This is a genomic window from Geobacter pickeringii (assembly GCF_000817955.1).
Classification (GTDB): Bacteria; Desulfobacterota; Desulfuromonadia; order Geobacterales; family Geobacteraceae; genus Geobacter; species Geobacter pickeringii.
The window spans coordinates 2,673,856-2,687,480 of the sequence record NZ_CP009788.1 but is presented as its reverse complement, the minus strand read 5'-3'; the positions used below and the strand labels follow the sequence as shown (position 1 = coordinate 2,687,480).

Below are 13,625 nucleotides of genomic sequence, written 5' to 3'. Positions count from 1 at the left end.
CGTCTCGCAACCCGATTCTTTCCCCCGGAATCCCGTGACAGCATGAAGATCAGAGATACATTGATAGCGGGATGTTGCCTCTTCGCCCTCCTCACGGCGCTGGTCGGCTATTTCGGCGGCCGTTCCCTCAAGGAGGTCAGCGGCGTGTTCAACGCCGTCACCGATGACGTCGTCCCCCACATGGTGATCCTGGACGATCTGCGCACCGCCGGCCTCCGCATCGTTTCTTCCACCCTGGAGCTCGCCTTTTCCTTCAGCGCGGGGGAGGGGCAGGGGGGGCAGGAAACGGACTGGGACGACGACCTCATCATGGTCGAGTCGGCACGCAAGATGTTCGACGATGCGCTGCGGAGGCTCGATTCCCATGGCTCCCTGGCCCCCGAAGAGCGGGAGATGGCGGGCGATATCAGGACGGTGGGGCTGCGGATGGTCGGCACGAGCCAGGAGATCGTCCAAGCCGTACAGTCCGGCGCCAGGCCGGCCGATCTCTTCGCGCTGAAAGAGCGGTTCGTGGGGGAGGAACGTGCCTTCCTCTCGCACCTTGAACGCGCCGCGGCCTACGAGGCCGAGGAGCTTGCCTCGACCCGGGAAGAGGTTTCCAGCACCATCTCCGTCGCCCATCTGAAACTCGCCACCTTTTCCGGCGTCGCCTTCATCCTCGCCATCGTCGGCGGCGTCTTCGCGGCGCGGGCCATTGCGCGCCCCATCGCCATCCTCCACGACGGCGTCGTGCGGGTCGGCCGGGGGGCACTGGAGACCCGGATCGACGTGGATGCCCATACCGAGATCGGCACCCTCGCCGCCGCCTTCAACCAGATGACCAGCGACCTCCGCTGCGCCCAGGACGAGATCGTTGCCACCAACTCCTACCTCGACAACGTCATCCGCTCCATGGTCGACGCCCTCCTCGTCCTCTCCCCCGACGGCACCATCGTCGAGACCAACTCCGCCCTCGGCACCCTCCTGGGGTATCACGAGGCGGAGCTCGCCGGCCACCCCTTCGCCATCGTCATGGACGACCGGGTCGCCGCCCAGGAACTCCTGGCGGAACTGGTCGAAGAGGGACAGGTGCCGGACCGGGAGGTCTTCTACCGGGCGAAGGATGGGGAGATAATCCCCGTCGTCATCTCCGGGGCGGCGATGCACGGCCCTGCCGGGGAGATCCAGGGGCTCGTCTGTATCGCCCACGACATCAGCGAACGCCGCAGGGCCGAGGAGGATATCCGCCAGCTCGCCTACTTCGACCCCCTCACCGGCCTCCCCAACCGGAGCCTCTTCCAGATCCGCCTCGTCCAGACCATCGCCTCGGGGAGGAGGATGGGCGGGGTTTCGGGGCTGCTCTATCTCTATCTCGACCGCTTCAAGGATGTGAACGACACCCTGGGTCATGTTCTGGGGGATCAGTTGCTGAAGGGGGTCACGGAGCGGCTCAAGGGGTGCGTCCGCCAGTCGGATTTCCTGGCGCGGGTCGGCGGCGACGAGTTCGCCATCATCTTCGCCCCGCCGTGCGACCGGCGCAGCATTGCCGAACGTGCCCGGCTGATCCTCGATCTCCTCGCCTCTCCGTTCCTCCTTGACGGGAAGGAGATCTTCATCTCCACGAGCATCGGCATCACCCTCTTCCCCGAAGACGGGGAGGATGGAGAGACGCTCCTCAGGCATGTGGACATGGCCCTCTACGACGCCAAGGCAAAGGGGCGCAATGCTTACAGCTTCTTCATGGAAGAGATGAACCGCAGCGCCAGCGAGCGCCGCGCCATCGAGGAGAGCCTGCGGCGGGCGCTGCTCGACGACGAGTTCTTCCTGGAATACCAGCCCCAGATCGACCTGCAGAGCGGGGCGATCTTCGGCGTGGAGGCGCTGCTGCGCTGGCGCCACCCGGAGCAGGGGCTGATTCCGCCGTCGCGGTTCATCCCGGTGGCGGAGGAGATGGGACTCATCCGCCGGCTCGGCGAATGGGTGCTGCGGAGCGCCTGCCTCCAGTGCCGGGCCTGGATCGAGGCCGGCTGCCAGCCGGTGGGGGTGGCGGTCAACGTTTCGGGGTACCAATTCAAGCATCCGGACTTCGTCGATACGGTGGAGCGGATCCTGGCGGAGACGGGGCTCGAACCGGAGCTGCTGGAGCTGGAGCTGACCGAGAGCACCCTCATGGAGGGGGAAGACGATACGATCATGACCCTCGTCGACCTCAAGACCCGGGGGGTCAGCCTCGCCATCGACGATTTCGGCACCGGCTACTCATCCCTCAGCTATCTCAAGAATTTCCCCATCGACCGGCTGAAGATTGACCGCGCCTTCGTGCGCGACATCGCCACCGATGCCGGCGGGCGGGCCATCGTCGAGGCGGTGGTCGCCATGGGGCGCAGCCTCGGGCTGCGGGTCCTGGCGGAAGGGGTCGAGGAGGAGACGGAGCACACGTTCCTCAGGGAGCGGGGGTGCGACGAGGTGCAGGGATACCTCTTCGGGCGGCCGATGCCCCCCGATGAGCTGCAGCGCCGCCTGGCCCCGGCAGTGCCAGGGGGGGGCTCGGAAGCGGTGCAGGGGGAGTGTCTCTTCGGCGGGGTCTGACCGCCGCTGCCGAAGGAGTGGGGGGATGGTATGCCCGGCCGGCGATTGCGGCCGGGCCTTTTTTTCGCTAAATTTTCCCCTACCGGTCGATCTGGGCCCGCTGGAGCCGGCCGCTGAAGTCGCGATAGATCACCTTCACCCGGCTGAAGAATTCCAGTGCCCCCCCCCGACCGCCCGCCTCCGGGTGTCCCGACCCCGAATGCTTCCAGCCGCCGAAGGGGAGCTGGATCTCCGCGCCGATGGTGGAGGCGTTGATGTAGACGATCCCCGACTGGAGCTCCCGCTCGGCCCGGGCGGTGGTGTTCACGTCGCGGCTGTAGATGGCCGACGAGAGGGCGTAGGGGAGGTCGTTGACGATGGCCGCCGCTTCCTCGAAGCCGGTGCAGGGGATGACGCTGACCACGGGACCGAAGATCTCCTCCCGGGCGATCCGCATGGCGGGCGTCACGTCGGCGAAGACCGTCGGCTCGATGAAGCAGCCGCGGGCGAGCTCCCCCGACGTGCTGCGCCGGCCGCCGACGGCGAGCCGCGCCCCTTCCGCAACGCCGATGCCGATATACTCCAGTACCCGGCCGCACTGCTGGCCGTTCACCACCGGCCCCACGTCGGTCCCCGCCGCAAGGCCGTCCCCGAGCCGCAGCCGCCGCGCCCCCTCGACGATCATCCCAAGGAACCGGTCGTAGACCTTTTCGTGCACCACGATCCGGCTCGCCGCCGTGCAGCGCTGGCCGCTGGTGCCGAACCCTCCCCAGAGGACCCCTTCCAGCGCCAGGGCCAGGTCGGCGTCGTCCATGACGATGATGGCGTTCTTTCCCCCCATCTCGGTGGCGAGGGGGCGGTGGCGCGCCCCGAGGATCCCTTCCAGCCGTTCCCCCGCCGTCACCGACCCGGTGAATGAGACCACGTCGACGCCGGGGTGGGTGGCGAGGTACTCGCCGATCTCGCCGCCGGGGCCGTTCACGAGGTTCACCACCCCCGCGGGGGCGCCCGCCTCCACCAGCGCCTCCACCAGGGCGGCGGCACAGGCGGGGGTGTCGGAGGAGGGCTTGAGGATCACGGTGTTGCCGCAGACCAGGGCCGCGAAGAGCTTCCAGCCGGGAATGGCGACGGGGAAGTTCCACGGGGTGATGAGGGCCGCCACCCCCACCGGCTCCCGGACGCTCCGGCACTCCTTGTCGGGGAGCTCCGACGGCACCGTTTCGCCGGCCAGGCGCCGCCCCTCGCCCCCCATGTAGAAGGCCATGTCGATCGCCTCCTGCACGTCGCCGAGCCCCTCGGCGAGCACCTTCCCCATCTCCCGGGTGACCAGCTCCCCCAGTTCCCGCTTGCGCCGGATGAGGATCTCCCCCGTGCGGAAGAGGAGCTCGCCGCGCCGCGGTGCCGGCACCAGCCGCCAGGAGCGCCAGGCGCCACGCGCCGCCTCCACCGCCCGGTCCACATCCCCCCTCCCGGAGCGGGTCACCCGCGCCACGGTCTGCCGGTCATCCGCCGGGTTGACGCTCTCGAACCATTCACCCCCCTCTGCGGGGAGCCATTTGCCGCCGATGTAGTTCAGCACGTCGCCCATGGTGCAACCTCCCTGTTCGCCATTTCCTTTTGCTTAACGATACCAGAGCCCGGGCTCGCCACAAGTTTCGACCGGCGTTGCCGCCGGCAGGAGGCCGGTTATACTGGGAGAAAAGCTGCCGCAGAAGAAGGGGGGAGATTATGGACTTTACCCTGAACGAAGAACAGACGCAGATCCGCGACCGGGCCCGGGAGTTCACCGAGGCGGAGATCATCCCCCACGCCCGGGAGAACGACGCCCTGGAGCGCTTCCCTCGCGAGACGATCCGGAAGATGGGGGAGGCGGGGCTCCTCGGCGGGGGGGTGCCGCGGCAGTACGGCGGGGCGGAGATGGAGTGGATCGCCGATGCGCTCCTCTTCGAGGAGGTGGGACGGGGGGACTCCTCGGTGCGGACCACCATCTCGGTGCAGGTCTCCCTCGTCCAGCAGGTGATCCTTCGCTGGGGGAGCGAGGAGCAGCGCCGCCGCTACCTCCCGCCGCTCTGCCGGGGCGAGCTCCTCGGCTGCTTCGCCCTCACCGAGCCGGGGGCGGGGAGCGATGCGGCCGGCATCGCCACCCGGGCCGAGCGGTGCGACGGCGGGTGGGTGCTGAACGGCACCAAGACCTGGATCACCAACGGCGGGGTGGCCGACGTGGCGATCATCTTTGCCCGGACTGCCTCCGGGACGGGGAGCGACGAGAGCGCCGCCTTTCTCGTCGAGACGGCGACGCCCGGCTTCACCACCAACGAGATCCGGGGCAAGCTCGGGCTGCGGGCCTCCAATACGGCGGGGATCGTGATGAAGGAGTGCCGCGTCCCGGAGGATGCGCTTCTGGGAGAGGTGGGGGAGGGGCTGCGGATCGCCCTCGGCGCCCTGGACAACGGCCGCTTCGGCGTGGCCGCCGGCTGCGTCGGGATCATCCGGGGGTGTGTGGAGGAGTGCACGGCGCACGCCCGCGGCCGCACCCAGTTCGGCCGCCCCCTCGCCTCGTTCCAACTCGTGCAGGATATGATCGCCCGGATGGCGGTGGACCTGGAGGCGGCGCGGATGCTCGTCCTGCGGGCGGCGGAGCTCAAGAACCGCGGCGCGCGCAACACCCTCGAAACCTCCATGGCCAAGTACTTCGCCAGCGAGGCGGCGGTGCGGGCCGCCACCGACGCCATCCAGGTCCACGGCGCCTCCGGCTACTCCAACGCCCATCCGGTGGAGCGGTATCTGCGCGACGCCAAGGTGGCCACCATCTACGAGGGGACCTCCCAGATCCAGAAGCTGATCATCGGCGAGCATCTCCTCGGCGTGCGGGCGTTCACGTAGCGGCGGGAGGGGGGTGCGGCGCCCCCTTTTCCCCGGCCGGCACGGTTTTGCAAAAATGCAAAATACTGCTGGCTTTTTTTGTCCTGTTTACATAATATCCTTCGTGACACCGCAGGGATAGAAGAGGACCATGCACCGCTACCTGTTCGCCTTCATCAACAACCTGAAGCTTCGCTGGAAGATGCTGGTGCTCGTGCTGCCGCTCGTCACGCTGCCGATCATCGTCGTGGGCGGGGTCATCAGCTACATCTCCACCCAGCAGGCCTACCGGGGGATCACGCAGACGGCGCGGGACGACCTGGAGCATATGGCCAGCTTCACCATCGACCTCCTCAACTCCCACTACCAGCAGTTCCAGGTCTACAAGCAGGACAAGGAGCGGACCTTCCGGCTGGAGCTCGCCACCCTCTCCAATCTCGCCTACAACGTGGTGGAAGCCGAGAACCGCCAGTACCGCAGCGGCAAGATCGATCTCCGCAGCGCCCAGGAGGCGGCCCGCAAGGCGCTCCGGCGGGTCAACGTCGGCGAGACCGGCTACATCTACGCCATGACCACCAAGGGGGAGCTGAAGGTCCACATCGCCCGCGAGGGGGAAAACGTCTACGGCGAGAAGGACGAGAACGGCCGACCCTTCATCCGGGTCATGTGCGAGAACGCCCTGAAGGCGAAGCCGGGGGAGGTCCTCTACATCGTCTATCCCTGGCGCAACGCGGTGCTGGGCGACAAGTACCCCCGCAACAAGGTGGTGGCGTACCGCTACTTTCCCGAGTGGGACTGGATCATCGCCGCCGGCGGCTACGTCGAGGAGACCTACGAGGATCTCGCCTTCGAGCGCCGCTCCTTCGAGGAACTGAAGGAGAAGATCAAGAGCAAGAAGGTGGGGCAGACCGGCTACATCTTCTGCATGGACGAGAAGGGGAACTTCACCGTCCACCCCGACGGGGAGGGGAAGAACTTCCTCGATGCCGTCGACTCCAGCGGCAAGAAGTTCATCAGGGAGATGGCGGAGAAGAAGCGGGGGTGGATCCGCTACCCCTGGAAGAATGCCGGCGAGAGCCACCCCCGGATGAAGATCGTCCGCTACGACTATTTCCGCCCCTGGGGGTGGATCGTGGCGGTCGGCTCCTACGAGGAGGAGTTCTACCGCGAGGCCAACCTGATCCGGGGGCGGATCGTGGGGAGCGTGACGGTCATCGTCATCGTGGTGGGGGTCCTGGCGACCCTGCTGGTCTTTCTCGCCGCCAAGGTCCTCACCGATCCGATCAACCATATGATGGCGGTGATCCGCCAGGTGAAGAAGGGGCGGCTTGACGAGCAGATGGAGGTCGACACCAGCGACGAGCTCGGCGAGCTGGCGGGGGCCTTCAACCGAATGACCGCCATGATCCGCCAGAACAAAGAGATGGAGGCGAACCTCGCCCAGCAGGGGAAGATGGCCTCCCTCGGCGTTCTCTCCTCCGGCGTGGCCCACGAGATCAACAACCCCCTGGGGGTGATCCTCGGCTACGCCTCCTACCTGGAGTCGAAGACCGCCGAGGACGAGCCGACCTACAAGTACATCCACGAGATCAAGCGGGAGAGCAAGCGGTGCAAGAAGATCGTCCAGGATCTCCTCTCCTATGCCCGGACGCCGAAGCCGTCGCTGGAGCCGACCGATCTCAACGATCTCCTCGGCCAGATCGTCGACTTCGCCGCCAACCATACCGACATGCACCACGTGAGCATCGTCAAGGAGTTCTCCGCCGACCTCCCGCCGGTCATGGTGGACGGCGACCAGATCCGCCAGGTGGCCATCAACCTGATCCTCAACGCCGGCGCCGCCATGGCCAGCGGCGGGACGCTGACGGTGAGGACCGCATCCGACGGCGAGGGGTACGTGAAGGTCGTCTTCAGCGACACCGGCGGCGGCATCCCGCGGGAGGACCAGGAGAAGATCTTCGAGCCGTTCTTCACCACCAAGACGCGGGGGACCGGTCTCGGCCTCGCCATCACGAAGCAGATCGTGGAGATGCACCACGGACGGATCGTGATCGAAAGTGAGGTGGGGAAGGGGACCGATGTGATCGTGCGGATGCCGGTGACGCCGGAAGAGCTGTAGTCGAAGAGAAAAACCGAGGTGCGATGACGTGTCAGAAACCAAACGGATCATGCTGATCGACAACGAGGAGGGGCTCTGCCGGATGATGGAGGCGGTCCTCGCCGACAGCGGCTACGCGGTGAAGGGGTATACCCGCTCCTTCGAGGCGGCGGAGGAGTTCAAGGCGGGGGAGTGGGACCTGGTGGTGACCGACATCAAGATGCCGGGGATGGACGGTCTGGAGGTCCTCCAGAAGGTGAAGGGGAAGGACCCGGCGATCCCGGTCATCATGATCACCGCCTATGCCACGGTGGAGATGTCGATCCAGGCCCTGCGCCGCGGCGCCTACGACATGCTGACCAAGCCGTTCGAGCCGGAGGAGCTCCTCTACCGGGTGAAGAACGCCCTCAAACATACCCAGCTTCTGGAGGAGAACCGGGAGCTGCGGGAGACCCTCGTCGGCAAGTTCCGGTTCGACAACATCATCGGCGCCTCCACGGGGCTCAAGGGGGTGCTGGAGCGGGTGGAGAAGATCGCCGTCCGTGACACGTCGGTCCTCATCACCGGCGAGTCGGGTACCGGTAAGGAGCTCATCGCCCAGGCGATCCACTACAACTCCCCCCGCAAGGAGAAGAAGTTCGTCGCCATCAACTGCGGGGCGCTTCCCGAGTCGCTGCTGGAGAGCGAGCTCTTCGGCTACAAGAAGGGGGCGTTCACCGGCGCCAAGGAGAACCGCCAGGGGCTGCTGGAGGCGGCCGACGGCGGGACCCTCTTCCTGGACGAGGCCGGGAACCTCCCGATGAACGTGCAGAAGACCCTGCTCCGCTTCCTCCAGGAGCAGGAGTTCCACCGCATCGGCGATACGACACCGACCAAGGTGGACGTGCGGATCATCTCCGCCACCAACGCCGACCTGAAGGAGGCGGTGAAGAGCGGCGCCTTCCGCGAGGATCTCTACTATCGGCTCAACGTGGTCAACATCCATCTCCCTCCCCTGCGGGAGCGCCAGGACGACATCCCGCTCCTGGCGGCCCACTTCATCATCCTGCAGAACCGCAAGTTCGGCACCGCCCTGAAGGGGCTCGACCACGAGGCGCTGGAGGCGGCCACCGCCTTTGCCTGGCCCGGCAACATCCGCCAGCTCAAGAACGTCATCGAGGCGTGCACCGCCATGGAGAGCGAGGAGTACATCACCCTCCCGGTCCTCTCCCAGTTCATCGAGATCCCCGCCGGCAGCGGCGAGGCGGACGCCGGCTTCGAGGGGGAAGGGGAGGAGGGGGACTACGCCGTTGCCCTCTCCCGCTTCGAGATCGACTACCTCAAGGGGCTCCTCCGGAAAAACCGCGGCAACGTGGAGGCGGCCGCCCGGGAAGCGGGGATGAACATGGCGACCATCTACCGCAAGATCAAGAAATACCAGCTGCGGCGGGAGGATTACGCCTAGCCCCGCTGGTTTTCTCCCTTCGCATTTCTGCAAAAATTCATTCTCCCCCCCTTGCACGCCTGCGAGCCGGGGGGCGCTCCGCTGCTAACCCCTCAAAAACGTTCGGCAAGCTCCTGGCTGATCCCTCCCGTTCCGTATACAGGGGCCGCCGCCTCTACTCCGATTCCTCCCCATTCTTCTCGCAGGCCTGCGAAAACGACGTTCTATGGTTTGTTCCTCCGTTGCCGTGAACGATGCGTTTTTGTTGCTGCAACACTTCGAAATTACACGCTAATAATCCGGTTAAGAATTATTTTACCATTTTGGTATACAGGTTGCTCTTAGACGTACAGTTACTCCTTCAAGCATGGGCGAAGCGGAGGATGGTGACGACCAGATGATCCCGCTTCACTCCCATGCGCATCAGTAAGACCGACACGGTTTCTCATAGAGGTTTTCATGAAGGACGGGATAGTCTGCCCCTTCTACGGCAAAAGCGATGATATTTGCGACGTGGGTTGCGGCTACATCTCTCCCCACGACGTCAACATGATCATCAAGTTCTGCAGCTGCCGGTACCGCGAGTGCATGAAGTACCAGGAACTGGCGGAACGTTTCCCCCACGAAGTACTGACCCCGGTCAAGTGCTGAACGAAACCAAGGAGGCTGCCATGCTCTACAACCTGACCCTTCATCTGCACGGTCCCTACATTCTGTACGCGCTTACACTTGTTGCGTCTTTGATCGTCATTTCAGTCGTAAAGGAGAAGAGAGATGAGCGAAAAAGAGCTTGAACTTCTGGCAAGAATCGAGCAACTCGAGCGGCACACCTGGCGCAACAGCGCCATCCTCCGCGCGGTGGCCATGGTCGCCGGGACGGCGATGATCGGCATCATCATCGCCTCGGGCGTCGTCGGCGGGGGGCACGGCAGCCACTGGTCCGGTCCGGCCTGGAACACCATGTGGCTCTACGGGCTCTTCGCGGCCAATGCGGTGTCGATGTTCTGGACGACCCACAAAGACTAGAAAAACGCCGCTTTTCCGTAATCTCTGCGTTGCTCTGCGGGATTGCTTGTGCGGCGTACGAAACAGTACGCCTCCGCGCAATCCCTTGAGCGCCTTGACCTAACGAAAAATCGACGTTTTCAGCACGGAGGTAAAGTCATGCCAATGTCAATAAAGAACTGTATCCTGCTCCTCGTGGTGGTGACGCTCTGCGCCGCCTTCAGCATGAGGATCTTCCAGGGGCTCGACGAGATGATGGGCGAGCAGTACTGGGTCGTCGACACCACCCAGGGGGATCATGGCTGGTACGCCATGGGGCTTCTCCCCCATGTGAAGCTCATGCCCAAGGACGCGGTGAAGGCGGCCAACACCGACCCCGCCGTCAAGGAGAAGTACACCATCTACGCCCAGGCGGGCGACTTCGCCGGCAACTCGGTCTACGGCATCTGCTTCGGGATTCCCCTCATCATGTACCTGATCTGGTTTGCCTTCATACTCGGCTTTCCGGACCGGGTCGATCCCTACCTGCTGCCGCGAAGGATATTCACCGTCGCGGTCATCATAACCTGTTCGGTGCTTGCCAACCTCTTCCTGATGAGGATCGCCGCCGACTTCGCCCGTGACCCGATGTCCCGCATCGCCAACGTGGCGGGGAACCACGCCTCGCTCCTCTTCCATAACGCGGGGATCTGGTTCGCCATCCTCTTCTCGGCCCTCGGTACCCACAACCACTCGGCCAACGAGACGACCGCCCCCGACAGCCGCAACTGGCAGACCCAGGCCAACGAGAAGTTCTCCTGGATGTTCATCCTGCTCGGAGTCGTCACCGTCCTGGAGATCTCCCTGGTGAAGAACAAGCTGGCGCTCCCCGATGCCGCGGTCGACTACTCGGTCTGGATCATCTGGGTCGTGATCTTCATGCGGATGTTCGGCTTCTCCCCCAAGTACTGGGCCAAGCGGAGCCGCGGTATCTCCATCATGGTCGTCGGCACGGCGCTCACCCTCGTGGCCTTCTACTTCCTGGAGCGGGTCACCGGTAACCTCGGCGCCGGCTTCGCCTCCCCGATCCTGGCCAAGGCCCTCGGCGCGGATAACCAGAACATCGGCCTCTCCCTCATGGTCTCCATCTACCTGATCTTCTGGATGGAATTCGCCGCCGCGGTCCGGATGAACGGCCCGTCCAAGAAGGCGGTGGCCGAGAAGCACTGACCGGCTGCCGAACGAGTCTGGAACGCACAAGAGGCGACGGGATTTCCTGTCGCCTCTTTTTATTGCAATCCATGGTGCCGCCGGAGTCTATCCCTCGTCCACCCGCACTTCGGACTCCTCAAGCTCCCCCTCAAGGTGGGTGATGATCTCTCCCACGAGGTCGCGGTAGCCATCGGGAAGCTCCGCCACCCCCTCCAGGGCGGTGTCGAGCCGCCGGGCCGCCGCAAGGGCCGCCCGCAGCGGCACCGCCGGGTCCCGCACCGGCTCCTGGCGGCTCTTCGCCACCTCCCGGAACTGCTTCAGCACCGTGGGGTGGCTCCGCTCCTGCTCCACGACACTCTTGCGCAGGTCGGCGTACTCTTCGTCGGAAAACCCCTTCTCTTCCCGGGCCTGGCGCAGCAGATCGATGGAGCGGTAGTCGGGAAGGGGGCGCGGCTCCTCCCGGCGGGCCATCAGTTCCGGTTCGTGCTTCTCCATGAAGCGGTAGGCGAGGGTCAGCTTCTGGGCGGTCTCCTTCTTGATCCGGATCTCCCTCGTGCAGTACTCCTCAAAGCTTCCGTACCCCCACTCCCGAAAGAGGCTCCGGGAGTTGACGGTGAGGAGCCGGTCTCCCAGCTCCACCCAGGAGGACTTGAAACGTTTGGCGCTCTGCAGCACCTGAAAGCGATCGGAGGAGGGATCGAGTTCATCCATGATCCGCTCGATGTGCCGCTCGCCGGACGATTTGGGGGTGTCGGTATCGGTCATCTGTTCATATCCTCTTCTATGTTTTCTCCTGCTGTCCGATTAGTAGCATAGATTCCGTTTCACACCAAGCAGTGAAGGCGGAAAAAGCCCCGTCCGCCCGGCGCGGCTTTCTCCGCGGCCGGCGCGTTTTGTCTTGGCGGCTGCGGAACGTTCGGGGTACAATCCGATTCTTCCAGCCATTTCAACCAATCCAGGGAGTTGCGACTCGATGAAGAAACTCAAGATCCTCATGGCCGCCTCGGAGTGCGTCCCGTTCGCCAAGGAAGGGGGGCTCGCCGATGTGGTGGGGGTGCTCCCGAAGCATCTGGCGCGCCTCGGGCACGACGTGCGGGTGGTGATGCCCCGCTACTACAAGGTCGACCCGGAAAAGTACGGTCTGAAGCAGCTCCCCGGCGTTCTCACGGTGCCGATGGGGATCATCGGCGAGCAGTACTGCGGCGTCTGGGAGGGGCGGCTTCCGGGGAGCGACGTGCCGGTCTACTTCCTGGAGCACGAGGGGTACTACGGCCGCGACGGCCTCTACGAGGTCGACAACGTGGGGTTCCTCGACAACGACAACCGCTTCATCTTCCTCTCCCGGGCCGCCATGGAGCTGCCGAAGATGATCGGCTTCGCCCCCGACATCGTCCACGCCCATGACTGGCACACCGCCGCCGTGCCGCTCCTCCTCAACACCCTCTACGTCAACGATCCCCGCTTCGCGCGGGCCGCATCGGTCCTCACCGTCCACAACATGCAGCACCAGGGGAACTTCTACGAGGGGGCCATGGACGTCCTCGGCGTCGGCTGGGAGCACTTCACCTTCCTCGGCCTGGAGAAGGACGGCGAGGTGAATCTCCTGAAAGGAGGGATCTACCATGCGACGGTCCTCAATACCGTCAGCGAGGGGTATGCCCGGGAGATGCAGACTCCGGAGTACGGCTGGGGGCTCGACGGGGTGGTGAGGGAGCGGGCCGCCGATCTGACGGGAATCCTGAACGGGGTCGACTACGACGACTGGAACCCGGAGACCGACCCCTTCATTGCGGCCACCTACTCGGCCGCCGATCTCACGGGGAAAAAGCTCTGCAAGCGCGACCTGCAGCGGGCCTTCGGCCTGCCGGAGCGGGACGACGTGCCGCTCTTCGGCCTGGTGTCGCGGCTCGTGAAACAGAAGGGGATCGACGTCCTGGCCGCGGCGATCCCCCGCATCCTCGCCCTCGACGTCCAGGTGGTGATGCTCGGGGCCGGCGAGCCGTGGGCCCACTTCTACTTCGGCGACATCAGGAATGCCTACCCCACGAAGTTCAACTGCTTCATCGGATACAACAACCCCCTCGCCCACAAGATCGAGGCCGGGGCCGACTTCTTCCTGATGCCGAGCGCCTTCGAGCCGTGCGGCCTGAACCAGATGTACTCGCTCCGTTACGGGACGCTCCCCGTCGTCCGGGCCACGGGGGGGCTCGACGACAGCGTGGAAAACTTTGACGAGGCGCGCCTCACCGGCACCGGCTTCAAGTTCTGGCGCCTCGATGCCGGGGCCCTCTTCGACACGGTGGGGTGGGCGGTCCACACCTGGTACCACCGCAGGGACGCCGTGGCCCGGCTTATCGCCAACGCCATGGCGGCGCGCTTCACCTGGGAGGATGCGGCGGCGAAGTACGAGGAGCTCTATCGCCGAGCGCTCCGCAGGAGGTTCGGCACAAAGGGATAACCGGCAGGGCCGGCGACGGAAGAGGGGAGGGCCATGGGGCT

11 protein-coding genes are annotated in these 13,625 nt (G+C 65.2%); 9 read left to right on the top strand and 2 right to left on the bottom strand.

Annotation, left to right across the window (positions count from 1 at the left end; translation table 11 throughout):
* The first annotated feature begins 42 nt into the window (after window positions 1-42).
* Window positions 43-2,568 (top strand): EAL domain-containing protein, encoded by a 2,526-nt coding sequence (locus GPICK_RS12100; protein WP_052263420.1) that lies wholly within the window; start codon window positions 43-45, stop codon window positions 2,566-2,568.
* A gap of 79 nt (window positions 2,569-2,647) precedes the next feature.
* Here GPICK_RS12100 and GPICK_RS12095 read toward each other — a convergent pair whose 3' ends face one another.
* Entirely contained in the window at window positions 2,648-4,135 is a 1,488-nt protein-coding gene (locus tag GPICK_RS12095) for an aldehyde dehydrogenase family protein (protein ID WP_039743547.1), read from the bottom strand.
* 140 nt (window positions 4,136-4,275) lie between these two features.
* Here GPICK_RS12095 and GPICK_RS12090 point away from each other — a divergent pair, with 140 nt between their 5' ends.
* From GPICK_RS12090 to GPICK_RS12065, 7 genes are all read left to right on the top strand, one after another.
* Window positions 4,276-5,430, top strand: coding sequence for an acyl-CoA dehydrogenase family protein (locus GPICK_RS12090; RefSeq protein ID WP_039743546.1), 1,155 nt, complete (start codon window positions 4,276-4,278; stop codon window positions 5,428-5,430).
* Between the two features lie 130 nt (window positions 5,431-5,560).
* Window positions 5,561-7,528 (top strand): sensor histidine kinase, encoded by a 1,968-nt coding sequence (locus GPICK_RS12085; protein ID WP_039743544.1) that lies wholly within the window; start codon window positions 5,561-5,563, stop codon window positions 7,526-7,528.
* Between the two features lie 28 nt (window positions 7,529-7,556).
* On the top strand, window positions 7,557-8,951 hold the full coding sequence (locus tag GPICK_RS12080) for a sigma-54-dependent transcriptional regulator (protein WP_039743540.1): 1,395 nt from the start codon (window positions 7,557-7,559) through the stop codon (window positions 8,949-8,951).
* 438 nt (window positions 8,952-9,389) lie between these two features.
* Complete coding sequence (locus GPICK_RS12075) at window positions 9,390-9,581, top strand: hypothetical protein (RefSeq protein ID WP_039743539.1); 192 nt, start codon at window positions 9,390-9,392, stop codon at window positions 9,579-9,581.
* A gap of 20 nt (window positions 9,582-9,601) precedes the next feature.
* Window positions 9,602-9,724, top strand: a complete 123-nt coding sequence (locus GPICK_RS18040) for a hypothetical protein (RefSeq protein ID WP_269078659.1) — start codon at window positions 9,602-9,604, stop codon at window positions 9,722-9,724.
* Complete coding sequence (locus GPICK_RS12070) at window positions 9,705-9,956, top strand: hypothetical protein (protein ID WP_039743537.1); 252 nt, start codon at window positions 9,705-9,707, stop codon at window positions 9,954-9,956. The genes GPICK_RS18040 and GPICK_RS12070 overlap by 20 nt, the downstream gene beginning before the upstream one ends.
* Before the next feature lie 138 nt (window positions 9,957-10,094).
* The gene (locus GPICK_RS12065; RefSeq protein WP_039743535.1) at window positions 10,095-11,144 is read left to right on the top strand and encodes a hypothetical protein; all 1,050 of its coding nucleotides are present in this window, start codon (window positions 10,095-10,097) and stop codon (window positions 11,142-11,144) included.
* A gap of 87 nt (window positions 11,145-11,231) precedes the next feature.
* On the opposite strand, the gene GPICK_RS12060 is transcribed toward GPICK_RS12065, so the two are convergent.
* Complete coding sequence (locus GPICK_RS12060) at window positions 11,232-11,891, bottom strand: hypothetical protein (RefSeq protein WP_039743534.1); 660 nt, start codon at window positions 11,889-11,891, stop codon at window positions 11,232-11,234.
* 208 nt (window positions 11,892-12,099) lie between these two features.
* On the opposite strand from GPICK_RS12060, the gene glgA reads away from it, so the two are divergent.
* The gene (gene glgA / locus GPICK_RS12055) at window positions 12,100-13,584 is read left to right on the top strand and encodes a glycogen synthase GlgA (protein WP_039743532.1); all 1,485 of its coding nucleotides are present in this window, start codon (window positions 12,100-12,102) and stop codon (window positions 13,582-13,584) included.
* The last annotated feature ends 41 nt before the right edge of the window (window positions 13,585-13,625 follow it).